We start from the raw sequence: 23,764 nt of genomic DNA, 5'->3' as shown, positions 1-23,764 counted from the left end.
TGACGGCGATTGCCTCATAATGGCTGCCCTTATCCGCCTGGAGTCTCTGTTCATGTTGCTTGCCTTTGCCGCTATCGTTGCTGGTCTGATTGTTCTGGTGTGGAGCGCCGATCGCTTTGTTGATGGTGCCTCGGCGACGGCGGTGCATGCCGGTATGCCCCCGCTGCTGATCGGCATGCTGGTCATCGGTTTTGGTACCTCGGCCCCAGAGTTGGTGGTGTCAGCGTTGGCAGCATCGCAGGGGAATCCCGGGCTGGCGCTGGGCAATGCCTACGGCTCGAACATTACCAATATCGCGTTGATTATCGGACTGGTGGCGTTGATCAGTCCGATTGCTGTCAGCTCCCAGGTGGTGCGCCGTGAACTGCCGATTCTGCTTGGGGTGACCCTGTTGGCCGGTGCGCAGTTGCTGGACGGGCAAATCAGCCGTGCCGACGCCTGGGTGTTGCTGGGGGTGTTTGCCTTGTTGATGGGGTGGTCGATTGTGCAAGGGGTGCGCAACAAGGATGACAAGCTGGCGGCTCATGCTCAAGGGGAGCTGGTGCAAGCGGCCATGCCGCTGCGTCGGGCATTGTTCTGGTTGGCATTTGGTTTGCTGGTGCTTGTTCTCAGCTCGCGTCTGCTGGTCTGGGGGGCGGTGACTGTGGCGCAAAGCCTGGGAGTCAGCGAACTGATTATCGGGTTGACCATAGTGGCGGTCGGGACGTCATTGCCGGAGCTGGCCTCGTCGCTGGCTGCAATCCGCAAGAATGAACATGATCTGGCATTGGGTAATATCATCGGCTCAGGGCTGTTCAATACTCTGGCCGTGGTCGGTCTGGCCGGTGCCATCATGCCGCTGGATGTGGAAAGCGTGGTGCTCTGGCGTGACTGGATGCTGATGGCGTTGCTGACGTTGGGTTTGTTCGTCATAGGCCTGGGTATCAACGGCCGTGGGGGCAGGGTCAACCGTATCGAGGGCGGCCTGTTGCTGCTGGTATATGCCTGTTATACCGGTTACCTGGCCGGCACCATCATTGGCTGGTTCTGATATCGACACATCAGGTAGCGCATCCGGTCGGATTCACCGGTGCGCTGTGCCTGCCAAGGTGTATGATGGCCAGCCACATACCGCAATACCCTGAATCGTGATGACTGACAGCAATACCCGATACCCCGAACACAAGCCCCGTCCGCTGGTTGACCTGCTGGTAAGCATCGTCATTCCTTCCGTGATTCTGATGAAGTTCAGTGGTGACCAGCACCTGGGGGCAACCCAGGCCTTGCTGCTGGCGCTGGCCTTTCCGCTCGGCTGGGGACTGTTCGAACTTGTGCGTTACCGCAAGTACAACTGGATTGCCCTGCTTGGTCTGATAAGCGTCGGCCTGACGGGCGGCATTGGCCTGTTAAAGCTTGATCCGCAGTGGCTGGCGGTCAAGGAGGCGGCAGTGCCCGGCATCATTGGTCTGGCCGTGTTGCTGTCCACGCGTACCCGCTATCCGCTGATCCGTACCCTGCTCTTCAACCCCAAGGTATTGAATACCGAACTGATACACCAGCGTCTTGAAGAGCGCGGGCTGTTGGAAATCTTCGATCTGCGCCTGCTGCGTGCTACCTGGTTTCTCGCAGGAACCTTCTTCTTTTCTTCGGCGATGAACTACATAGTCGCCAAGTGGATAGTGGTCAGCCCGGCCGGTACTCAGGCGTTCAACGAGGAGCTGGGGCGCATGACGCTGGTTAGCTACCCGATGATCGCGATTCCCTCGATGCTGATGATGATGGGGATACTGCTGTACCTGTGGCGAACCATCCATGGTCTGACCGGCCTGAAGATGGAAGAGATGGTCGCACCGCAGCATCTGGAGAAAGCCGCCGGGCGTTGAGCGTTTGCCGGGGCGACAGGCGGATGCCTGTGCCCCGGCCGCTGTTGTCAGCCTTTGATGCTGGCGAGTGCCTGCTTGAGGTTGTCCAGTGTGCGCTCGATATTGTGCAGCTTGTCCAGACCGAACAGGCCGAGGCGGAAGGTCTTGAAGTCTGCGCCTTCATCACACATCAGCGGTACGCCGGCAGCGGTTTGCAGGCCACCTGCCATGAACGCCTTGCCGTTGTGAATACTGTCGTCGCCGGTGTAGCTGACGACCACGCCCGGTGCCTCGAAGCCGCTGGCGGCAACGCTGGCAAAACCCTTTTCGGCGAGCAATTGGCGCACCGCACGGCCGAGCTGCAGTTGCTCGTCGCGGACCCGCTCGAAGCCGTAGTCGCGGGTTTCCAGCATGGTGTCGCGGAACTTCAGCAAGGCATCGGTGGGCAGGGTGGCGTGATAGGCATGCCCCCCGTTCTCGTAGGCCTGCATGATCTGCCGCCACTTTTTCAGGTCACAGGCAAAACTGTCACTACTGGTCTGCTCGAGGACAGGTACGGCGCGATCGCCGAGCATTACCAGTGCGCTGCAAGGGGAGGCGCTCCAGCCTTTCTGCGGGGCGCTGATCAACACATCAACCAGGTTGGCGCGCATATCCACCCACAGGGTACCGGAGGCGATGCAGTCGAGTACGAACAAACCACCGTGCTCGCGGACCGCCGCGCCGATGCGTTGCAGGTAGTCGTCCGGCAGCAGGATGCCCGAGGCTGTCTCTACATGCGGGGCAAATACCAGGTCCGGCTTGAAGGTGCGGATTTCAGCTTCGATTTCTTCTATCGGACAGGGGGCGAAGGCTGACTGGCTTCCTTCGCTGACGCGGCGGGCCTTTAGCACGCGTTCTTCAGACGGCATGCCACCCATCTCGAAAATCTGGCTCCAGCGATAGCTGAACCAGCCATTACGGATTACCAGACAGCGTTTGCCGCGGGCAAACTGGCGGGCCACTGCCTCCATGCCGTAGGTGCCACCACCCGGGACCAATGCGACGGCATCGGCCTGGTAGACGTCCCTGAGGGTGCCGGAGATGTCGCGCATGACCTGCTGGAACGTCTGCGACATGTGGTTGAGCGAGCGGTCGGTGAACACAACCGAATATTCGAGAAGGCCATCCGGGTCGATGGCGGGAACCAGACGAGACACGTTGTGATGCTCCTGATCGGAAATGGAAAGGCCCGGAGGAATACTCCGGGCGCTGGCACCATCCTAACCCGAAAATGCCGCTTTGATCAGGGTTGTTCGCGGCTTAGGTGGAAGAAGAAGTCGGTCGGCTTACCCTTGATGTCGCCAAGGCGATGACCAGATCGTCATTCACCTTGCGGAAGTAGTCCATGATCGGCTGTTTGTCGTAGATCAGCGCCGCCGACACCGTGCCGGCATAGCGTATTTCGCGCAGCTGGGCGCGGCCCAGGGCTTCGTAGGTGGCGATGCCGCCGTCGGCGCCGTAGACCAGCAGCGGTTCGACGTCATTTTCCGAGTTGAAGCGTTTGCCGTACCAGTTGATCGGGTCCGGTTCGCTGCCGCCGTCAAACTTGCCGCCTTTCCAGGTGCCCAGCATGAATTCGATGCTGACCGGCTCCAGCTGTTCGAATAACGGCATCAGTTGCTCGGCGCTATAGGCCTGACCGCTGGCGATCATCTGCAGCAGCTGTGTTTCCGCCTCTGTGGCACTGGTGGCCGTGGTGGATGCCAGCAGCGCGGCTGCCAGCAGGTTCCTTGCTTTCTTCATCGGTCTTCCTCGGTTGGTTGAATGCTAATCCGAGGGACTGTCAGCCAGTACAGAGTGCCCAGCAGGCGTTGCGCGCGGCTTCCACGTCGGCGTTGCTCAACTGCATGTGGCCATCGCGCTCGGCCTTGACCAGGTGCACAAAGGCGCCCCAGACCAGGGTCATCAGTACTTCGGCGCGCAGGTCATTGCGGAAGATGCCGCGCTGCTGCAAGGCCCGGTACTGGGAGGCGATGCGTCTGAGCAGGCGCAGCTCCGTTTCGCGGCTCTGCTGATCCAGGTATGGACGGTGATCCTGCAACTCGAGAAAACGGTAGGCATCCGGTGCTTCGCGACTGTAGCCAAGCATACGCTCCCAGATCTGCTCAAACAGCTGCCTGGGCGGAGCCTGCAGGTCCAGCCCGCCATACAGGCGCTGCTCGACGGCGGCCTTCTGTTCGCGGAACAGCTCATTGACCAGTATTTCCTTGCTGGCGAAATAGCGGTAAATGGTTCCTGTGCCCACTCCGGCCTGTTCGGCCAGTGCCGGCATCGGCACGCCATTCACACCGCCCTCGGCAAATACCTTGAGGGCCGCCTTGAGGATGGCAGCACGCTTGTCCCGGATCCGGGGCGCTGGCTGTTTGCTGGCAGCTGTTCGAGTTTGCATGTGCGGATTCTATCTTGAACTATCCGGCTGTACAGTCCCGCTTGGGTGTTAGTGGCTGCAGTGTCGGCAATCGAGCGCTGGTGGTGCTTGCTGTGGGTCGTGACGGTGCATGGCTGGCTCCTGAATGCGGATTAGAGTGAATGTTCATTCCGAATTAAGGGTAAGCCAATGCCGACCACTTGCCAAGGGGGGCTGGCAAGTGGTCGGCGGCGGGGATTGTCAGGTAGTGCTCAGGATGACTGCGGCTGGTTGCTGCCAGTGTTGCTGTCGTCGTCCGGCGGCAGTTGCCGGCTGCGCTTGTCGGCACTGCGCACCAACAGCCAGGCGCACAGAGTGAACAGTGACACGGCGAGCAGGATCACGCTGGCAATCGCGTTGATCTCCGGTTTGACGCCCAGTCGCACGGCCGAGAATACTTCCATCGGCAGGGTGGTGGCGCCCGGTCCGGAAACAAAGCTGGCCAGCACCAGGTCATCCAGTGACAGGGTGAAAGCCAACAGCCAGCCGGCGGCAATCGACGGGGCGATCATCGGCACGGTGATCAGCAGGAAGGTTTTCCACGGCAGCGCACCAAGATCCATCGCCGCTTCTTCCACCGACTGGTCAAGCTCGCGCAGGCGGCTGCTGACCACCAGTGCCACGTAGGCGGTGGCAAAGGTGGTGTGGGCGATCCAGATAGTCATGATGCCGCGCTCGGCCGGCCAGCCAATCAACTGGGCCATGGCCACAAACAGCAGCAACAGCGACAGACCGGTGATCACCTCAGGCATCACCAGCGGCGCGGTGACCATGCCGGAAAATACCGTGCGACCGGGGAAACGTTTGATCCGGGTCATGGCGAAGGCGGCCAGCACACCCAGAGCGACGGCGGCGGTGGCGGTGTAGAAGGCGATCTGCAAGCTGCGTTTGACCGAGTTCATCAGTTGGGTGTTATCCAGCAGGCCGACATACCAGTGCACCGACCAGCCGCCCCAGACAGTCACCAGCCGTGAGGCGTTGAAGGAGTAGATCACCAGAATGATCATCGGCAGATAGATGAACGCCAGCCCCAGCCACAGCATCAGGCTGGAGAAGCGGTGACTGCTGTTCATTGGTTCTTCTCCATTTCCCGGGCCTGGTTGTAATGGAACAGGGTGATCGGAATCAGCAGGATCGCCAGCATCACGATCGCCAGCGCCGAGGCCACCGGCCAGTCGCGGTTGTTGAAGAACTCCTGCCACAGCACCTTGCCGATCATCAGGGTGTCCGGACCGCCGAGCAGCTCAGGGATCACGAACTCGCCCACTACCGGAATGAATACCAGCATCGATCCGGTGATGATGCCGCTTTTTGACAGCGGGATGGTTACCGTCCAGAACGCCTTGATGCGGCTGGCACCCAGGTCCATGGCGGCTTCCAGCAGGGTATCGTCATGCTTGACCAGATTGGCGTATAGCGGCAGCACCATAAAGGGCAGGTAGGCGTAAACGATGCCGATATACACGGCCGTGTTGGTGTTGAGAATCTGCAGCGGACTGCTGATCAGGCCCAGTGACATCAGCGTCGAATTGAGCAGGCCGTTGGTGCTGAGAATACCCATCCAGGCGTACACACGGATCAGGATCGCGGTCCAGGTTGGCATCATGATCAGCAGCAGGTAGACCAGTTGGCGGTCGCGTGGTGCGCGGGCAATCGCATGGGCCATCGGATAGCCGATCAGCAGGCAGATCAGCGTCGAGAAAAAGGCGATCTTCAGGGAGCCAAGATAGGAGGCAAAGTACAGGCTGTCGCTGGCCAGAAACAGGTAGTTGCCGACGTTGAGCGCGACATTCAGGGTGTTGTTGGCCCAGCTGAAGATGGGCTCGTAGGGCGGAATGGCAATCGCCGCTTGGGAAAAGCTGATCTTGCCGACGATGGCAAACGGCAGCAGAAAGAACAGCAGCAGCCACAGGTAGGGAACCAGAATGACCCAGAAGCGGCCATTCGGCAGCAGGCGTCTGAGCGGCGATTTCATGACTGCAGTACCACGCCGCTGTCACCTTCCCAACTGACGAACACCCGCTCGTCCCAGGTCAGGCGTTGCTGGCGGCGCTCGGCGTTGGCAAAGAACGCCTGCACCAGCATGCCGCTGTCGAGGCGTATGTAATAGACCGAATGGCCGCCGAGATAGGCAATGTCATGCACTGTGCCTTCAGCCCAGTTGAACTCGCCTTCCGGTTCTTCCTTGCTGACCCAGAGTTTTTCCGGGCGCAGGGCAAACATGACGCTGCGGTCTTCGGCGCGGGTGCTGATGCCGTGTCCGACATAGATCGGGCGGGGCAGTTGCGGACATTCGATGATCGCGTGATCTTCCATGTCGGCGGTAATCTGGCCCTCGAAAATATTCACGCTGCCGACAAACTCGGCGACATGCCGGCTGACCGGGCTTTCATAGATATCCATTGGCGAACCGACCTGGGCGATCCAGCCCTGGTGCATGATGGCGATGCGCTGGGCCATGGTCATCGCCTCTTCCTGGTCATGGGTGACCATGATGCAGGTCACGCCGACCCGTTCGATGATTTCCACCAGCTCCAGTTGCATCTGGGTGCGCAGTTTCTTGTCCAGTGCGCCCATGGGTTCATCCAGCAGCAGCAGCTTGGGGCGTTTGGCCAGTGAGCGGGCCAGGGCCACGCGCTGACGCTGGCCGCCAGATAGCTGATGAGGTTTGCGTCGTGCAAACTGGGTCATGTGCACCAGTTTGAGCATTTCGGCCACACGCTCGCTAATTTCCGCCTTGGGCAGTTTGTCCTGCTTCAGGCCGAAAGCGATGTTTTGCTCCACGGTCATATGCGGGAACAGTGCATAGGACTGGAACATCATGTTGATCGGGCGCTCATAGGGCGGCAGGGCCGTGATGTCCTGGCCGTCGAGCAATACCTTGCCCTCGGTAGGGCGTTCAAATCCGGCCAGCATACGCAGCAGGGTTGATTTGCCGGAACCGGAACCACCGAGCAGGGCGAAGATTTCGCCACGGTTGATGGTCAGACTCACGTCGTCGACTGCCAGCGCGTCGTCAAAGCGTTTGCTGACCCGTTCGATGCGCACGAATTCTTCGGGCTTGGCCCGGGTCGTCGCCTGCTTCATGGCGCCTGCCACATCCACCATAGGACACTCCGCACGTCAGGTTAACAGCGGCGCGGAGACCCGAGGCCCCCGCGCGTCAGGGTTCAACGGCCGGATTTGACCCGGTTCCAGGAGCGGGTAACGATGCGTTGGGCAGCCAGCGGGCGAGGCTTGGCAATGTACAGCTTGGCCATGACTTCCTCGGTGGGGTAAATCGCCGGATCGTTGAGGATATCCTGATCAACCAGTGCGTTGGCCGCCTTGTTCGGGTTGGCATAGGCCACGTAGTCGGTGATCGGTGCTACCACTTCCGGGCGCAGGATGTAGTTGATGAAGGTGTGGGCGTTGGCGACATTCGGGGCATCTTTGGGGATAGCCATCATGTCGAACCATAGCTGGGTGCCTTCCTTGGGAATGCTATAGGCGATGTTGACGCCGTTCTCGGCTTCATTGGCGCGGTCGGCTGCCTGGAACACGTCACCGGAGAAGCCGACAGCCACACAGATGTCGCCATTGGCCAGGTCGCTGATATAACGCGAGGAGTGGAAGTAGCGAACCGAGCCACGCACGCTCATCAGCAGGTCTTCGGCTTTTTTCAGGTCATCGGCATCGTTGCTGTTCGGATCCAGGCCCAGGTAGCCCATCGCCGAGGTCATCATGTCATCGCCGGAGTCCAGCATGGAGATGCCGCAAGAGGCCAGTTTGGCTGCGATCTCCGGATTGAATACCAGATCCCAGGAGTCCAGCGGGGCGTCCTCGCCGAGAATGGCGGTGACCTTGTCGACGTTGTAGCCGATGCCGTTAGTGCCCCACATGTAGGGGATGGCATAGCGGGTGCCCAGACCTACCTCTTCCAGCTGGGCCATCAGCGCCGGGTCAAGGTTGGCCATATTGGTCAGCTTGCTGTGGTCGAGTTCCTGATAGACGCCAGCATCGATCTGCTTGCTGAGGAAGTGGTTGGACGGCACTACCACATCGAATCCGGAACGGCCGGTGAGCAGGCGCGCATCCAGGGTTTCGTTGGAGTCGTAGACGTCATAGGTCACCTTGATGCCGGTTTCCTTCTCGAAATTGGCAATGGTGTCCTCGGCGATGTAGTCCGACCAGTTGAAGATTTTTAGCGAGCCGGCCGCCTGGGCGGTGGCACTGGTCAGCAGGCCGGCGCTGGCCAGCGCCAGCAGGGTATTGTGCATGATGGAATGTTTCATGGCGTCTCCTGTCGCAGGTCCGTTGCTTGGCGGCCTGCCGTTCTGGTGTTGACCGAAGCACGTCTCCGGTCGGTTGCGGATGGCAGCACACTGACCGCGATGCTGCCCTGACGCTGGTGCGGACCATGCAGCGGTCCGGCCGGCGTGAAAAGTGTATTCAAGCGCGTGGCGTTCGGATAGATGCTGCAAACCGCCGTTTGCATACTTTTGCGTCGATCCGTTCGACATTCGCAGTCGCACTGTTCAGCATGTTCAACACCTGTTCTTGTTGTTCTGTTGTGACGCCCTTGAATGGGCCGGTATTTCTCAGACGCCCAGTTTCAGTGCAGCCAGATCCAGACACTTCCAGGCTGTATCAACCAGTTCGTCAATCTGCGCCGGACTGATTACCAGCGGCGGAGACATGATCAGCGTATCGCCCACCGCGCGCATCACCAGTCCATTGGCAACACACAGGTCGCGGCACAGGGTACCGGTGCTGCCCTTGTCGGGGAAGCGCTCGCGGGTCTGCTTGTTGCGTACCAGCTCGATGGCGCCGAGCATGCCGACACCGCGCACCTCTCCGACCAGTCGGTGTTCCGCCAGTCGGGCAATCTTGCTCTGCAAGCAGGGTGCCAGCTCCGTGCGTACCCGCTCGACTATGCCCTCATCGCGCAGGATGCGCAGGTTTTCCAGCGCCACGGCGGCGGCCACCGGATGCCCTGAATAGGTATAGCCGTGGAAGAATTCGCCGCCGTGTTCGATCAGCGTGTCGGCGACCCGGTCGGCAACTATCACCCCGCCCATCGGCAGGTAGCCGGAGGTCATGCCCTTGGCAATCGGCATCAGGTCCGGCTGCAGGTCGTAATACTGGCTGCCGAACCATTCGCCGGTGCGGCCAAAGCCGCAAATGACCTCGTCAACCACCAGCAGAATGTCGTACTTGCCGAGGATGCGTTTGATTTCCGGCCAGTAGCTGGCCGGGGGAATGATCACGCCGCCGGCACCCTGGATCGGCTCGGCAATAAAGGCGGCGACCTGATCTTCGCCCAGTTCGATAATTTTCGCTTCCAGCTGGCGCGCCGCCCATAGCCCGAATTCCTCCGGGTCCATGTCGCCACCCTCGCCATACCAGTAGGGCTGGGCAATGTGCACTATGCCGGGGATTGGCAGGTCACCCTGCTCGTGCATCGGTAGCATGCCGCCGAGGCTGGCGCCGGCCACGGTGGAGCCGTGGTAGGCGTTGATCCGGCTGATGATGGTCTTCTTGCCCGGCTGGCCTTTAAGGTCCCAGTAACGGCGCACCATGCGCAGCACGGTGTCGTTGGCCTCGGAGCCGGAACCGGTGAAGAACACCCGGTTCATGTGCGCCGGGGCCAGTGCGGCGATTTCCGCCGCCAGCTTGACCGCTGGCGGATGGGCGCACTGGAAGAAGCTGTTGTAGTAGGGCAGTTCGAGCATCTGTTTATAGGCTGCCTCGGCCAGCTCGCTGCGACCATAGCCGACATTCACGCACCACAGGCCGGCCATGCCATCGAGAATGCGGTTGCCCTCGCTGTCCCACAGGTAGACGCCGTCAGCGCGTTCGATGATGCGTGCACCACGCTCGCCCAGTGACTTGTGGTCGGTGAACGGATGCAGGTAGTGCGCGGCATCCAGTTCCTGCAGGCGACGGGTACTCAGGGTTTCGGCAGACTTCATCAACAGGCCTCCGCTCAGACGGTCAGCAGCAGGAACTCACGTTCCCAGGAGCTGATCACCCGCTTGTAGTTTTCATGTTCGGCGCGTTTTACCGCGACATAGCCGCGACAGAACTTTCTGCCGAGTACTGCCTCGATTTCCTTGCACTGCTCCATGCACTCCAGCGCCGACTCCAGGGTCAGCGGCAGACGCAGGTTGCGCCGCTCATAGGCGCGGCCCTTGACCGGCGGTGATGGCTCGATGCCGGTGGTCATGCCCAGGTAGCCGCACAGCAGGCTGGCGGCGATGGCGATGTAGGGGTTGGCGTCGGCACCCGGCAGGCGGTTTTCCACCCGGCGGTTCTGCGGGTCGGAGTCCGGCACGCGCAGGCCGGCGGTGCGGTTCTCCTCGCCCCATTCGACGTTTACCGGTGCCGAGGTGTCCGGCAGGAAGCGGCGGAACGAGTTGACGTTCGGTGCGAACAGCGGCAGCACCTCGGGGATGTAACGCTGCAGCCCGCCGATATGGTTGAGGAACAGCGTACTCATGCTGCCATCGGCATTCGAGAAGATGTTCTTGCCGGTTTTACGGTCGATGATGCTCTGGTGCAGGTGCATCGCACTGCCAGGCTCGTTGGTGATCGGCTTGGCCATAAAGGTGGCGGTCATATCGTGCTTCAGCGCCGCTTCACGCATGGTGCGCTTGAACACCAGCACCTGGTCGGCGAGCATCAAGGGGTCGCCGTGACGGAAGTTGATTTCCATCTGCGCGGTGCCTTCCTCGTGGATCAGCGTATCCAGATCCAGGCCTTGGGCCTCGCACCAGTCGTACATGTCCTCGAACAACGGGTCGAATTCGTTGGCGGCATCGATGGAGAACGACTGGCGGCCGGTTTCCTGACGCCCGGAACGGCCAATCGGCGGCTGCAGCGGCAGGTCCGGGTCCTCGTTGCGACGGGTCAGGTAGAACTCCATCTCCGGCGCCACCAGCGGCTGCCAGCCCTTGTCGGCGTAAAGCTTGAGCACTTTCTTCAGCAGGTTGCGCGGTGCCATGTCGATCGGCAGGCCGTTCTTGTCGTAGCAATCATGGATGATCTGCGCGGTCGGTTCGATCGCCCAGGGCACCAGATAGATGGCGTTCTCGTCCGGCTTGCAGATCATGTCGATATCGGCCGGATCCAGCAGGTCGTAATAGATGTCGTCCTCGACGTAGTCGCCGGTGACCGACTGCAACAGGATGCTCTCGGGCAGGCGCATGCCCTTTTCCGAGATGAACTTCATGGTCGGGGCAATCTTGCCCCGGGCGATACCGGTCAGGTCGCTGACCATGCATTCAACTTCGGTGATCTTGTGTTCTTTGAGCCAGTTCTCGATCTTGTTCATGGGTTCCTCTGCGCGCGCGCAGCGTGATAGGCCCGGCAGGCGTTGCCAAAGGCGGTAAATATCGACTGGTAGAACGGGTTGTCCAGCACCTTCCATTCCGGGTGCCACTGCACGGCCAGCACCCAGCCGGCGGCGTCCGGCAGACTGAATGCCTCGATCAGTCCGTCCTCGGCCTGTGCCTCGACGCGCAGGCCGGGTGCCAGACGTTCGACACCCTGGGTATGCAAGGAATTCACCATGGGTTGGCGGTAGCTGTAGAGGCTGGCCAGCAGGCCGTCCTCGCTCAGTCGCACCGGATGGGCTGGCCCATACTGCACATCCAGTGGTTGTTCCTTGTCCTCGCGGTGCTCCTGGAACAGGCCGGTTTCATGCAGTCGCTGATGCAGACTGCCGCCCAGCGCCACGTTCATTTCCTGGAAGCCGCGGCAGATGCCCAGCAGCGGAATGCCGCGCTCGATGGCGGCGCGGATTAACGGCAGGGTGGTGGCATCACGGGCCGGGTCGTGGTGGGTGCCCTCGGCACTCGGCGGGCCCTGGTAGTGGTGCGGCTCGACATTCGATGGCGAGCCGGTCAGCAGCAGGCCGTCTATGCTGTCGAGAAGTGCCAGATTGTCGAGCTGGTTGCCCAGCGAAGGAATCAGTAAGGGGAGTCCGCCGGCACCCAGTTGGGCGGCCAGAATGTATTTCTCGCCGGCCATATGGAACGGGTGTGGGCCGACCTGCTGGATACAGCAACTTATACCTATGACGGGTTTCGGTGTGCAGGGCATAAACAGGTTTGTCAGATGGTTGAGGATCGGTTGTTGTTCAATTTTTTACACGATAGCAGCAAAAAATCGATTGTACAAAGCCGGCTGAGCGTCCTGTGGTTGCCCTTTTTTCGTGCGTTGATGCGCCCTTTGCAGGCACGGCAGAGCCCCTGTGCAAAGGTCTGCAAGGCGGTTCAGACAGTGTATTGACTAGGCGCGGGCTTTCGGATTAACTCACGGCTGTACATTCATGATTGATATTTTTTACATAAATACAGGTGACTCACCATGTTAGCCCCAGCCGGATCGGGCGCTGCGCCCGCCAGCGTTCAGGAAGCCGAGGCGTTTCTCGCCGAGCATCCGGACATCCATTTTATCGACCTGCTGATTGCCGATATGAACGGCATCGTGCGCGGCAAGCGCATTGACCGCTCGGCACTGCTCAAGGCCTATGAAAAGGGCATTGCCCTGCCGGCCTCGATCTTCGCCCTGAACATCCAGGGCACCACAGTGGAAGAGACCGGTCTGGGTCTGGAGATCGGCGATGCCGACCGTATTTGCCTGCCGATCCCCGGCACCCTCAATATTGAGCCCTGGCAGAAGCGTCCCACCGGCCAGTTGCTGATGACCATGTACGAGCTGGACCGGCAGACGCCGTTCTTTGCCGACCCGCGCTATGTGCTGCAGCGCGTGGTTGAGCGTTTCACCGCGATGGATCTGAAAGTAATGGCGGCCTTTGAGCTGGAGTTCTACCTGATCGACCAGGAGAACATAACTGGCCGTCCGCAGCCGCCACGTTCGCCGATGTCCGGCAAGCGGCCGAACTCGGTGCAGGTGTATTCCATCGACGATCTGGACGAGTACGCGGAGTTCCTTGAGGACGTCATCGAAGCTGCCCACGAGCAGGGCATCCCCGCTGACGCCATCGTCGCCGAATCGGCACCTGGCCAGTTCGAGGTCAACCTGCACCATGTGGATGACCCGGTAAAAGCCTGTGACTTCAATGTGTTGCTCAAGCGGGTGATCAAGAACGTGGCCTATGACCACGAGATGGACACCACCTTTATGGCCAAGCCTTACCATGACCAGGCAGGTAATGGTATGCACGTGCATATCAGTCTGGTGGATGCCGAGGGGCACAATATCTTCGCCGCCGGCGCCGATGGCCAGCCCGGTGACATGCTTCGCTGGGCGGTTGGCGGCCTGCTGGAATGCCTGCCCCATTACATGGCCTTCCTTTGTCCTAACGTCAACTCCTACCGGCGTTTCGGTGCCGGCTTCTATGTGCCCTGTGCGCCGACCTGGGGAATCGATAACCGTACCGTGGCGGTGCGTCTGCCCGGCGGCGACCCCGAGCAGATGCGTATCGAGCACCGTCTGGCCGGCGCCGACGCCAACCCTTACCTGCTGATGGCGGCGCTGCTGAGTGCCATGCACCACGGCATCATCAACCGCATCGAGCCGCCGCCGATGACCGAGGGCAACGCTTACGACCAGCATGAGCCGACTCTGCCGAGCAACCTGCGCGATGCCCTGCGCGAACTGGAGAACTCCGCAGTGATGAAGGAGTACATCGGCGAGGACTATCTGGACGTATTTGGATGGTGCAAGGAAAGCGAGCTGGACGAGTTCGAGAAGACCATCTCCGATCTTGAATACATGTGGTACCTGCATACCGTCTGAACGGTCACGGTTGCCGGGTAGTGGCCCTAGTGGCTGCCCGGCACTATCTGTCAGGCAGGGCCCGGCCTGATTTGCGCTGAGTTCCGGAGCTGCCCCGTGTCTTCATTGTTTGCTTCCCTTCCATTCAACGATGTGCTGCGTTGAGCCATGGGCCTGCTATCCCGCTGGCGACGCTGGCGCGAGGGTCGTCAACTGGCCGGCCTGCAGGTCGATGCAGCGTTGTGGCAACAGGCGCTGGGCGACTGGCCGCTGTGGCAGCAGTTGGCGCCGGCGCAACGCCAGCAGTTGCAGCAACTGGCCCTGCGATTTTTGTTACGGATACGCCTGATCGCCATTCAGCCGGTTGACCTGGATGACAGGCTGCGCCTGCGCATCGCCGGCATGGCGGTGGCGCCGGTCTTGCAGTTGGGGCTGGACGCCTACGCCGGTCTGCGTACCTTGATCATCTACCCGGATGCCTTTATCAGCCCGCAGCAGTGGCAGGACGACGCCGGCGTGGTGCACGAGGAGCTCAGCGAGCGTAGCGGCGAAGCCTGGGAGCGTGGCCCGGTGGTGCTGTCGCTGGCGGATATACTGGCTTCCGGTCAGGGTAACGGCTACAACGTGGTGATCCATGAACTGGCGCATGTGCTGGATATGCGCCAGCAGGGTGCCAATGGGGCACCGCTGCTGCCAGTCGGGGTGTCGCCGCAGCGCTGGTCGCAATTGATGCAGCAAGCCTGGGAGGACCTGTGTCGGCGCGAGGCGTCGGGCCTGCCGTTGCCGATTGATGCCTATGCACTGGCGGATCCTGCGGAGTTCTTCGCGGTGCTCTGCGAGCATTTCTTCGAGGCCCCGCAGCCGCTGCGCGAATGCTGGCCTGACCTGTATGCCCTGCTGGTGGATTACTTCGGTTACCGGCCATTGGCAGTCGATGAGGTTTGAAAGCCGTGGGCGCATGGCCTATAACGGGCGGTGAATCCATTTTTCGGAGTAGTCCATGAGCCGTCTTGTCAGTGTTGCCGCCACCCAGATGTCCTGCAGCTGGGATCGCCAGGACAATATCGCCAAAGCCGAGGCGCTGGTGCGCGAAGCAGCGGGGCGAGGTGCGCAGATCATTCTGATCCAGGAACTGTTCGAAACCCCGTATTTCTGCCAGAAGCCGAATCCCGAGTACCTGCAGCTGGCCACGCCGGTCGAGGAGAATCTGGCCATCCGGCATTTCCAGGCGCTGGCCCGCGAGCTGCAGGTGGTGCTGCCGATCAGTTTTTTCGAGCTGGCCGGACGGGCGCGCTTCAACAGTGTGGCGATCATTGACGCCGATGGCAGTAACCTCGGCATCTACCGCAAGAGCCATATCCCCGATGGACCCGGCTACCACGAGAAATACTATTTCAATCCCGGCGATACTGGATTCAAGGTCTGGCAGACCCGCTATGCGCGGATCGGCGTGGGCATCTGCTGGGACCAGTGGTTTCCCGAGTCGGCGCGGGCCATGGCCTTGCTGGGGGCCGAGATACTGTTCTATCCGACGGCGATTGGCAGTGAGCCGCATGATCCGGCGATCAATTCGCGCGAGCACTGGCAGCGGGTGCAGCAGGGGCATGCCGGGGCCAACCTGATGCCGCTGGTGGCCAGTAACCGGGTCGGGCGGGAACTACAGGACGACTACAGCATTACTTTCTATGGCAGCTCCTTTATCGCCGACCAGTTCGGTGCCAAGGTGCAGGAGCTGGACCAGCAGGAGCAAGGCGTGCTGGTGCACAGTTTTGATCTGGATGCGCTGGAGCATATACGCAGCGCCTGGGGCGTGTTCCGCGATCGCCGGCCGAGCCTGTATGCGCCGCTGAAAACCCTCGATGGCCGGCTGGAGCCCTGAGCATGTACAACCTGCATACTTCCCCGCGTGCCGATGGCTACTGGATGCCCGCCGAATGGGCGCCGCATGTGCAGACCTGGATGCTCTGGCCGGAGCGTCCGGACAACTGGCGGCTCGGTGCCAAGCCGGCACAGGCCGCCTTTGCCGAGGTGGCCAGAGCGATCGCTGGTTTCGAGCCAGTGACCGTCGGGGTGTCGGCAGCGCAGTACGGCAATGCCAGCAGCCAGCTCGACCATCCCGGCATCCGGGTAGTCGAGTTGAGCAGTGACGATGCCTGGGTGCGCGATACCGGGCCGACCTTCGTGGTCAATGGCCAGGGTGGATTGCGTGGCGTCGACTGGACCTTCAATGCCTGGGGGGGATTCAACGGCGGGCTGTACTGGCCGTGGCAGCGCGACGATCAGGTGGCCGGCAAGATCCTCTCGCTCGAGCGTTGTCCGCGTTACCGTACCGAGGGCTTTGTGCTGGAGGGCGGCGCCTTCCATGTGGACGGCGAGGGCACGCTGATCACCACCGAGGAATGCCTGCTGAATGCCAATCGCAACCCGCAGCTGTTGCGTGAGGAAATCGAGCTGAAGCTGGCCGACTATCTGGGTATCGACAAGGTGATCTGGCTGCCGCAGGGCCTGTACAACGACGAAACCGACGGGCATGTCGACAATTTCTGCTGCTTCGTGCGCCCCGGTGAGGTGCTGCTGGCCTGGACCGATGACCCGGATGACCCCAACCATGCGCGCTGTCAGACCGCACTGCGGGTTTTACAGGCCAGTCGCGATGCGCGCGGCCGTGAGCTGCAGGTGCATCGCATGCCGATTCCCGGGCCACTGTACGCCTCGGCCGAGGAGTGCGCCGGGGTGGATCGGGTACCGGGCAGTCAGGCACGTGATCCGTCCGTTCGTCTGGCCGCGTCCTATGTCAATTTCCTTGTAGTGAACGGCGGCATTATCGCTCCGGCCTTTGATGACCCGCATGATCAGGCCGCCCGCGAGCTGCTTGAGCAACTGTTCCCGGATCGTCGCGTGGTGATGGTGCCGGGCCGTGAAATCCTGCTCGGCGGTGGCAATATCCATTGCATCACCCAGCAGCAGCCAGCGCCCTGAGACAAGGGGCTGGTGGCGTACAGAATTCTCGCTATAGTGATCTGCGGCGCTGCCTGGCAGCGCCTTTTCTGTTGCTGCCCGGTGGCTTTCAGTCAGGCGGCCTGCGGAATACGGACCTTTTCCAACAACAGGATTCCTATGCACCCTAGCAAGCGGTTTTTCCCTTCGTCAGTTCTGGCGCTGAGCGCCGCGGTAAGTCTTTCCCTGCTGCTCACCGGCTGTTTTACCCAGGTCACGCAGCCAGCCAGTCAAGGCGGCGCACCGGTACAGTTGTCCGGTGAAATCACCACGCGCAGTCCGGTCAACCAGAATGACGGTTCGCGCTACCAGTCCTTCCTCGTCAGCCTGCGCGCCGGTGAGGTGTATCGGGTGAGCAGTAGCGGTGCCTTGCAGGAGCCGGTACTGGTCTTGCTGGATGCGGATAGCCGGCCGGTCGCCGGCCCCTCCGCCAGCCGCCTGTTCCTGATGCCTGAACGTGATGGCCGGCATACCCTGTCAGTAAGTGGCGCGTCGGATACGGCCTATGGCCCCTTCCGCCTGACTCTGGAGCCGGTTCAGGTGACCAATGGCGGCGCATTGCAGCCGGGCACGGAAATCCTTGGTGTGCTGGGCGACGGCAGCGCCGGCAATACCTACAGCCTGACGGTCAGTGAGGCTGGATTGTACGAACTGCTGTTGAGCTCGGACATGTTCGATGCATTGTTAAAGCTGCAGGGCAATGGCCTGGATACCACTGACGACGACAGTGGCGGTGGCAGCGATGCCAAACTCAGCCTGATGCTGCAGCCCGGCAGTTACCAGATCCAGGCCGGCGGCTACGACAATACCGGGGCTGGTGGCTACAGCCTGCAGGTAACCCGGCGCGAACTGCCCGAGGGCGTCAGCCTGACCAATGGCGGCGAGTTGCAGCTGGGCCAGCAGATTACCGGTATGGGCTTGTCACAGCCGGTTGAATACAGTTTGCAGGTTGCCGAGGCGGGACTGTTGCGGGTGGAGATGCGTTCCAGCGAGATTGACAGTTATCTCGAACTGAATGGCGAAGGCGTAAGCACGGTCGACGATGATGGTGCCGGCAGCGGTTATGATGCGCGCATTCAGGTACCGGTCGCAGCGGGTAGTTACAGCATCAAGGCCTCCTCGATGGACGGCAACAACGGCTTGTTTACCCTGCAGGCCGATCTGCTGCAGGCGCGTCCTGCCGGTGCCCGGATCGAGGTTGGCGAGCTGGTGCTTGGACACTTGCAGGAGGGACGTAGCAGCAGAACCCGTCTGCGCATCAGTGAGGCGGGTAATTACCGGATTGACCTGATGTCCGCCGACTTCGATACCCTGCTCAAGTTGCGCGGTCAGGGGCTTGAGGAAGAAAATGACGATGGCAGCAGCGGCACCAACTCCATGCTCAGCCTGACCCTGCAGCCGGGTGACTACGAGCTGATCAGTGGCAGCTACGAGAATGCCGGTGTTGGCAGTTATACCTTGTCGGTATCGGCGGTCGACTGAGGCGCTTTGGTCGGGCACTGCCCTGCCAGCTCGTCGAGCTGGCAGAGGGTGCACTGGCCGTCATCCGGATGACTGCTTTCCACATAGCGTACACGCCGGCGTGCCGACGCGCGGTCGGCACTGATCCGGTAGCGTGGCCGTTCTGGGGAATCGTCGGACATCGACTCAGTCTGCGTTGTTGCCGGGCAGCAGTGCACGGTTGCGCTGAACCGCAGTCAGTACTTGTGCGGGAGCTGTACCGCCGATGTGGTTACGGGCGTTCACCGACCCTTCCAGGGTCAGCACCTCGAACACATCCGCCTCGATCTGCTCGCTGAAACCGCGCAACTCCTCCAGGCTCATCTCGGCCAGGTCCTTGCCGCTGTCCACCCCGTATTTCACCGCATGGCCAACGATCTCGTGGCAGTCGCGGAACGGGATGCCCTTGCGTACCAGGTAGTCGGCCAGGTCGGTGGCGGTGGAGAAGCCACGGCGTGCTGCCTCGCGCATTACCTCGACACGTGGCTTGATCGCCGGGATCATGTCGGCAAAGGCGCGCAGGCTGTCACGCAGGGTATCCACTGCATCGAACAGTGGTTCCTTGTCTTCCTGGTTGTCCTTGTTATAGGCCAGCGGCTGGCTCTTCATCAGGGTCAGCAGGCCCATCAGGTGGCCGTACACCCGGCCGGACTTGCCGCGCACCAGCTCCGGTACGTCGGGGTTCTTCTTCTGCGGCATGATCGAGGAGCCGGTGCAGAAGCGGTCAGGCAGCTCGATAAAGTTGAACTGGGCGCTGGTCCAAAGCACCAGCTCCTCGGAAAAGCGCGACAGGTGCATCATCGCCAGTGCCGCAGCGGCGCAGAATTCGATGGCAAAATCCCGGTCGGAGACGCCATCCAGCGAGTTGCCTGAAATCGCCTCGAAACCCAGCAATTCGCAGGTGATGCTGCGCTCGATCGGGTAGGTGGTGCCGGCCAGGGCGGCACTGCCCAGCGGCATGCGGTTGACCCGTTTGCGGCAGTCGATCAGGCGTTCGCGGTCGCGCTGCAGCATTTCGAACCAGGCCAGCAGGTGGTGGCCGAAGGTCACCGGTTGGGCCGTCTGCAGGTGGGTGAAGCCGGGCATGATAACGGCCGCGTGGCGCTCGGCCTGGTCCAGCAGGCCGCTCTGCAGGCGTTCGATTTCGCCGAGGATGATGTCGATCTCCTCGCGCAGCCACAGGCGGATATCTGTGGCTACCTGGTCGTTGCGCGAACGGCCGGTGTGCAGCTTCTTGCCGGTGATGCCGATGCGGGCGGTGAGGCGTGCCTCGATGTTCATGTGCACATCTTCCAGATCGACCCGCCAGTCGAACTGGCCGGCTTCGATCTCGGCCTGAATCTCGCGCAGCCCGTCGATGATCGCATCGCGTTCGCTGTCGGTCAGTACGCCGACCTTGCAGAGCATGCTGGCATGCGCGATCGAGCCCTGGATGTCGTGCTTGTACAGGCGCTTGTCGAAATCCACCGAGGCGGTGAAGCGGGCAACGAAAGCGTCGACCGGTTCGCTGAAACGGCCGCCCCAGGATTGGTTGGTTGTCTTGTCTTGGCTCATGTCCGGATGGTTCCGCTGTGGCGCTGAATGAAAGGCGCATAGCATAACATTTCAGGCTTGCGCGAGGGGGCTGGGCTGGCTGACACTGGATCAATGAAGAACGGACTCTGGACGCTGCTCACCCAACCCTATGCGGGGGAAGATTTCTTCCTCCCGGATCTGTGTTCGCCGCGCGCGGTGTTTACCCTGGTGGTGCTGGCCGAACTGGTGGTGCTGGTATGGGTGCTGGCGCAGCCGGTGGCTGGCGCTTTCAACTGGGTCGGTCTGGCCATGGCCTCGCTGTTTGTGCAGTGGATTGTGCTGTTGTCGGCGGCGTCGCTGTGTCGGCTGCGCGGCTGGATGCAGCGCCAGCCGCTGTTACTGGCCATCCTGGCCTGTCATCTGGTGGTAATTGGTCTGACGCTGGTGTTCAGTGTGCTGGCGGACTGGATTCTGCTGCGCGGCATGCTTGGCAGTCCGCAACTGCCGGGCGAGTTGCTGCTGCGCCACGGGCTGATTGCCTTGATCATGACCAGCCTGCTGCTGCGCTACTTCTACCTCCAGCAACAATGGCAATGCCACAGCCAGGCCGAGGTGCGCGCCCGACTTGAGGCGTTGCAGGCACGTATTCGTCCGCACTTTCTGTTCAACAGTCTGAATGGCATCCTCAGTCTGATTGGCAGCAATCCACACAAGGCCGAGGATGCGCTGCTGGATCTGGCGGATCTGTTTCGTGCCAGTCTGGGCGAGGTCGACGGACTGGTTGACTGGGCCGAAGAGCGGCGCCTGTGTGAGGGCTACTTGCGTATCGAGCAGGCACGTCTTGGTACGCGCCTGCGGATTGAATGGGCGGTCGAACTGCCGGAGCAGTTACCGATTCTGTCACTCAGCCTGCAACCACTGCTGGAAAATGCTGTGCTGCACGGCGTGCAGCCGGACATCCGTGGCGGTGATATCCGTATTAGTGGCTGCGTCCAGGGGTCGCAGGTGCAGATCGAGGTTTCCAATAGTTGCCCGGAGCGATCCGGTCCGACAGATCAAGGCTTGCACATGGCACTGGACAATATCCGTGCGCGCCTGAAGGCCCGTTATGGTGCTGCCGGACAGTTGCACAATGGGCGCGAAGGCGAACGCTATTTCAGCCGGCTGGTCTATCCTTGTGAGCAGACCCCTGTTCCATTGCGGAGAAGCTGATAGGGATGAACGTACTGATTGCCGATGATGAGCCGCTGGCTCGCGAACGTCTGGCCCGGCTGGTAGCGGAGTTGCCTGGATATCAGGTGTCGCCAGACATGGCGGTCAATGGTGAGCAGGTGCTTGAACTGGTCGGGCAGCTGCAGCCTGACATAGTGCTGCTGGATATTCGCATGCCGGGGCTGGATGGGTTGCAGGTGGCTGCCCGGCTGTGCCAGTTGCCGCAAGCACCCGCAGTGATTTTCTGCACAGCCCACGATGACCATGCGCTGGAGGCCTTTGATGTTTGTGCAGTGGGCTATCTGCTCAAGCCGGTGCGTCGTGAGCAATTGGCCGAGGCGCTGGGCAAGGCGCAGCGGCTGAATCGCGTGCAACTGGCCAGTCTGGGCCGCAGCCCTGCCGACCACGCTGAATCCGGCCGGCGTAGCCATATCAGCGCACGCACCCGCAAGGGTGTGGAGCTGGTGCCGATCGAAAGCGTGCTGTATTTCATTGCCGACCAGAAGTACGTGACCATGCGCCATGAGCAGGGTGAACTGCTGCTGGATGAGCCACTGAAGGCGCTGGAGGATGAATTTGCCGATCACTTTGTGCGTATTCACCGCAATGCCCTGGTGGCGCGCAACCGTATCGAGCGGCTGCAGCGTAATGCCCATGGCCATTTCCTTCTTCACCTGCGTGGGCTGGAAGAGCAGCCCCTGGTTGTCAGCCGCCGGCATGTACCCGGAGTTCGCAAACTGATGGAAAAGCTTTGACGCCATCGGAGGGCTGCGGCATTGCCGCGCGTGGATGCTACCGGGTGCATGGCGTATGATGCAGTCTGGCTTTGGAACGAGAATCCCATGAACCGACATCTGCGAATTGCCACCCGAAAGAGTGCCCTGGCCCTGTGGCAGGCCGAGTACGTCAAGGCGCGACTGGAGCAACTGCACCCCGGCCTGACGGTCAGCCTGGTACCTATGGTCAGTCGCGGCGACAAGCTGCTGGACGCCCCGCTGGCGAAAATCGGCGGCAAGGGGCTGTTCGTCAAGGAGCTGGAAACCGCCATGCTCGACGGCGAGGCCGATCTGGCCGTGCACTCGATGAAAGATGTGCCTATGGCCTTCCCCGAAGGTCTGGGTCTGTATGTCATCTGCGAGCGGGAAGACCCGCGCGACGCCTTTGTTTCCAACCAGTATGCCGATCTTGACAGCCTGCCTGCCGGTAGCGTGGTGGGTACCTCCAGCCTGCGCCGGCAAGCGCAGCTGCTGGCGCGGCGGCCTGACCTGCAGATCCGTTTTCTGCGCGGTAACGTGAATACCCGTCTGGCCAAACTGGATGCCGGCGAGTACGACGCCATCATCCTGGCTGCTGCCGGCTTGCTGCGCCTTGGCTTTGCCGAGCGTATCCGCAGCTTCCTCAGTGCCGAACAGAGTCTGCCAGCCGGGGGGCAGGGCGCGGTGGGTATCGAGTGTCGTACTGACGACAGCGAGCTGCATGCCCTGCTGGCGCCGCTGAATGATCAGGACAGTGCACTGCGCGTGCGTGCCGAACGGGCGCTGAACAATCACCTGAATGGCGGCTGCCAGGTGCCGATTGCCTGTTATGCCGAGCGCAGTGATGGCCAGTTGTGGTTGCGTGGACTGGTCGGCGACCCGCAGGGGCAGACCCTGCTGCGCGCCGAGACCCGCGGGCCTGACAGCGACCCTGAAACCCTCGGTGTGGCGGTTGCCGAACAGCTGCTGGCGCAGGGCGCGCGGGCGATTCTGGATGCGGTGTACGCCGACGCGGACGGTCAGTGAAACTGCTGCTGACCCGTGCCGAGCCCGACAACCAGCGGTTGGCGCAGGCACTGGCCGAGCGCGGGATTGACAGCTGCAGTGTGCCCTTGATTGAAACGCTGGAACTGCCGGAAGGACCGGAGCAGCGCCGGCTGATCATGGACCTGGATCTGTATCAGGCGGTTATGGTGGTTAGTCCTGTGGCGGCACGGATCGGATTGCAGCGGCTGGATCGCTACTGGCCGCAGCCTCCGGTTGGTGTTGAATGGTATGCCGTAGGTGCCGGTACAGGAGCCTTGTTGCGACAGGCCGGATTGTCGGCCCGCTGGCCGTGCGACGGACAGGACAGCGAGGCGCTGTTGCGGATGCCTGAATGGCAGCGGTTGCTGGAGCTGCCGGATTTGCGGGTGCTGATCTGGCGTGCCGATCAGGGGCGCGAGCTTCTGGTCGAGCGGGTGCATGCAGCGGGTGGCCGGGTTGACTGTCTGGCCCTGTACCGTCGCCAGCCGCCGGCCGGGCTCGATGTGCAGCTGCGCGAAGCTGCCCGGGCCGGGGTTGGTGGCATAGTTCTGCTCAGTGTGCAGGCATTGCAGAATTGGCATCAGGCGGCGGCTGCCGACTGGTCGCAGCAACGCCATTGGCGGTGCTGGGTGCCGGGTGAGCGGGTGGCTCAGCATGCCATCGGATTGGGCTGCAGTGACGTGCAATTGTGCCATGGTGCGGATGATGCAGCCGTATTGGCTGCCGTGCAGTCGGACTGATTG

At 61.5% G+C, this 23,764-nt stretch carries 23 protein-coding genes; 11 read left to right on the top strand and 12 right to left on the bottom strand.

Going from position 1 to position 23,764, the window contains the following annotated elements; all coding sequences use genetic code 11:
* Window positions 1-52: 52 nt before the first annotated feature.
* On the top strand, window positions 53-1,030 hold the full coding sequence (locus BMZ23_RS03935; protein WP_093473152.1) for a calcium/sodium antiporter: 978 nt from the start codon (window positions 53-55) through the stop codon (window positions 1,028-1,030).
* Between the two features lie 100 nt (window positions 1,031-1,130).
* The gene (locus BMZ23_RS03930; RefSeq protein ID WP_093472980.1) at window positions 1,131-1,862 is read left to right on the top strand and encodes a VC0807 family protein; all 732 of its coding nucleotides are present in this window, start codon (window positions 1,131-1,133) and stop codon (window positions 1,860-1,862) included.
* A gap of 47 nt (window positions 1,863-1,909) precedes the next feature.
* On the opposite strand, the gene BMZ23_RS03925 is transcribed toward BMZ23_RS03930, so the two are convergent.
* The 10 genes from BMZ23_RS03925 to BMZ23_RS03880 all read right to left on the bottom strand — a co-directional run bounded on the left by BMZ23_RS03925 (window position 1,910) and on the right by BMZ23_RS03880 (window position 12,375).
* A complete protein-coding gene (locus tag BMZ23_RS03925; protein ID WP_093472978.1) occupies window positions 1,910-3,040 on the bottom strand; it encodes a pyridoxal-phosphate-dependent aminotransferase family protein in 1,131 nt (376 codons plus the stop codon).
* Window positions 3,041-3,143: 103 nt separating this feature from the next.
* Window positions 3,144-3,626, bottom strand: coding sequence for a GXWXG domain-containing protein (locus tag BMZ23_RS03920; protein ID WP_093472976.1), 483 nt, complete (start codon window positions 3,624-3,626; stop codon window positions 3,144-3,146).
* 40 nt (window positions 3,627-3,666) lie between these two features.
* A complete protein-coding gene (locus BMZ23_RS03915) occupies window positions 3,667-4,272 on the bottom strand; it encodes a TetR/AcrR family transcriptional regulator (protein WP_093472973.1) in 606 nt (201 codons plus the stop codon).
* A 230-nt stretch (window positions 4,273-4,502) separates the two neighbouring features.
* Window positions 4,503-5,363, bottom strand: a complete 861-nt coding sequence (locus tag BMZ23_RS03910; RefSeq protein WP_093472970.1) for an ABC transporter permease subunit — start codon at window positions 5,361-5,363, stop codon at window positions 4,503-4,505.
* Window positions 5,360-6,265, bottom strand: a complete 906-nt coding sequence (locus tag BMZ23_RS03905) for an ABC transporter permease subunit (RefSeq protein WP_093472967.1) — start codon at window positions 6,263-6,265, stop codon at window positions 5,360-5,362. The genes BMZ23_RS03910 and BMZ23_RS03905 overlap by 4 nt, the downstream gene beginning before the upstream one ends.
* Window positions 6,262-7,398 carry a polyamine ABC transporter ATP-binding protein gene (potA, locus tag BMZ23_RS03900; protein ID WP_093472964.1) on the bottom strand — a complete coding sequence of 379 codons (1,137 nt, stop codon included), beginning with the start codon at window positions 7,396-7,398 and terminating at the stop codon, window positions 6,262-6,264. Before potA ends, BMZ23_RS03905 begins: the two co-directional genes overlap by 4 nt.
* Window positions 7,399-7,460: 62 nt before the next feature.
* Complete coding sequence (locus tag BMZ23_RS03895; RefSeq protein WP_218143563.1) at window positions 7,461-8,549, bottom strand: polyamine ABC transporter substrate-binding protein; 1,089 nt, start codon at window positions 8,547-8,549, stop codon at window positions 7,461-7,463.
* Window positions 8,550-8,870: 321 nt separating this feature from the next.
* On the bottom strand, window positions 8,871-10,244 hold the full coding sequence (locus BMZ23_RS03890; protein ID WP_093472958.1) for an aspartate aminotransferase family protein: 1,374 nt from the start codon (window positions 10,242-10,244) through the stop codon (window positions 8,871-8,873).
* Window positions 10,245-10,258: 14 nt separating this feature from the next.
* Window positions 10,259-11,605: a glutamine synthetase family protein gene (locus tag BMZ23_RS03885; protein ID WP_093472955.1), complete on the bottom strand. Its 1,347-nt coding sequence runs from the start codon at window positions 11,603-11,605 to the stop codon at window positions 10,259-10,261.
* Window positions 11,602-12,375 carry a gamma-glutamyl-gamma-aminobutyrate hydrolase family protein gene (locus BMZ23_RS03880; RefSeq protein WP_093472952.1) on the bottom strand — a complete coding sequence of 258 codons (774 nt, stop codon included), beginning with the start codon at window positions 12,373-12,375 and terminating at the stop codon, window positions 11,602-11,604. Before BMZ23_RS03880 ends, BMZ23_RS03885 begins: the two co-directional genes overlap by 4 nt.
* Before the next feature lie 267 nt (window positions 12,376-12,642).
* On the opposite strand from BMZ23_RS03880, the gene BMZ23_RS03875 reads away from it, so the two are divergent.
* The 5 genes from BMZ23_RS03875 to BMZ23_RS03855 all read left to right on the top strand — a co-directional run bounded on the left by BMZ23_RS03875 (window position 12,643) and on the right by BMZ23_RS03855 (window position 18,495).
* On the top strand, window positions 12,643-14,037 hold the full coding sequence (locus BMZ23_RS03875; protein ID WP_093472950.1) for a glutamine synthetase family protein: 1,395 nt from the start codon (window positions 12,643-12,645) through the stop codon (window positions 14,035-14,037).
* A gap of 147 nt (window positions 14,038-14,184) precedes the next feature.
* On the top strand, window positions 14,185-14,961 hold the full coding sequence (locus BMZ23_RS03870; protein ID WP_093472947.1) for a M90 family metallopeptidase: 777 nt from the start codon (window positions 14,185-14,187) through the stop codon (window positions 14,959-14,961).
* Window positions 14,962-15,016: 55 nt separating this feature from the next.
* A complete protein-coding gene (aguB, locus tag BMZ23_RS03865) occupies window positions 15,017-15,895 on the top strand; it encodes an N-carbamoylputrescine amidase (RefSeq protein WP_093472944.1) in 879 nt (292 codons plus the stop codon).
* A 2-nt stretch (window positions 15,896-15,897) separates the two neighbouring features.
* Window positions 15,898-16,995, top strand: a complete 1,098-nt coding sequence (gene aguA / locus BMZ23_RS03860; RefSeq protein ID WP_093472942.1) for an agmatine deiminase — start codon at window positions 15,898-15,900, stop codon at window positions 16,993-16,995.
* Between the two features lie 138 nt (window positions 16,996-17,133).
* Entirely contained in the window at window positions 17,134-18,495 is a 1,362-nt protein-coding gene (locus BMZ23_RS03855; RefSeq protein WP_093472940.1) for a hypothetical protein, read from the top strand.
* On the opposite strand, the gene BMZ23_RS03850 is transcribed toward BMZ23_RS03855, so the two are convergent.
* Both BMZ23_RS03850 and argH read right to left on the bottom strand, forming a co-directional pair.
* The gene (locus BMZ23_RS03850; protein ID WP_093472938.1) at window positions 18,465-18,656 is read right to left on the bottom strand and encodes a hypothetical protein; all 192 of its coding nucleotides are present in this window, start codon (window positions 18,654-18,656) and stop codon (window positions 18,465-18,467) included. The two genes, BMZ23_RS03855 and BMZ23_RS03850, sit on opposite strands and share 31 nt — an antisense overlap.
* Before the next feature lie 4 nt (window positions 18,657-18,660).
* Window positions 18,661-20,067, bottom strand: coding sequence for an argininosuccinate lyase (argH, locus tag BMZ23_RS03845; RefSeq protein WP_093472936.1), 1,407 nt, complete (start codon window positions 20,065-20,067; stop codon window positions 18,661-18,663).
* A gap of 93 nt (window positions 20,068-20,160) precedes the next feature.
* Between argH and BMZ23_RS03840 the strand changes: the two genes are divergently transcribed.
* From BMZ23_RS03840 to BMZ23_RS03825, 4 genes are all read left to right on the top strand, one after another.
* Window positions 20,161-21,240 carry a sensor histidine kinase gene (locus tag BMZ23_RS03840; RefSeq protein WP_093472934.1) on the top strand — a complete coding sequence of 360 codons (1,080 nt, stop codon included), beginning with the start codon at window positions 20,161-20,163 and terminating at the stop codon, window positions 21,238-21,240.
* Window positions 21,241-21,245: 5 nt separating this feature from the next.
* Window positions 21,246-21,995, top strand: coding sequence for a LytR/AlgR family response regulator transcription factor (locus BMZ23_RS03835; RefSeq protein ID WP_093472932.1), 750 nt, complete (start codon window positions 21,246-21,248; stop codon window positions 21,993-21,995).
* An 87-nt stretch (window positions 21,996-22,082) separates the two neighbouring features.
* Window positions 22,083-23,021, top strand: a complete 939-nt coding sequence (gene hemC / locus BMZ23_RS03830; RefSeq protein WP_093472930.1) for a hydroxymethylbilane synthase — start codon at window positions 22,083-22,085, stop codon at window positions 23,019-23,021.
* On the top strand, window positions 23,018-23,761 hold the full coding sequence (locus BMZ23_RS03825) for a uroporphyrinogen-III synthase (RefSeq protein ID WP_093472928.1): 744 nt from the start codon (window positions 23,018-23,020) through the stop codon (window positions 23,759-23,761). Before hemC ends, BMZ23_RS03825 begins: the two co-directional genes overlap by 4 nt.
* The last annotated feature ends 3 nt before the right edge of the window (window positions 23,762-23,764 follow it).

It is taken from the genome of Halopseudomonas yangmingensis (assembly GCF_900114825.1).
GTDB lineage: Bacteria > Pseudomonadota > Gammaproteobacteria > Pseudomonadales > Pseudomonadaceae > Halopseudomonas > Halopseudomonas yangmingensis.
This window is presented reverse-complemented; position numbering and strand designations above follow the sequence as displayed.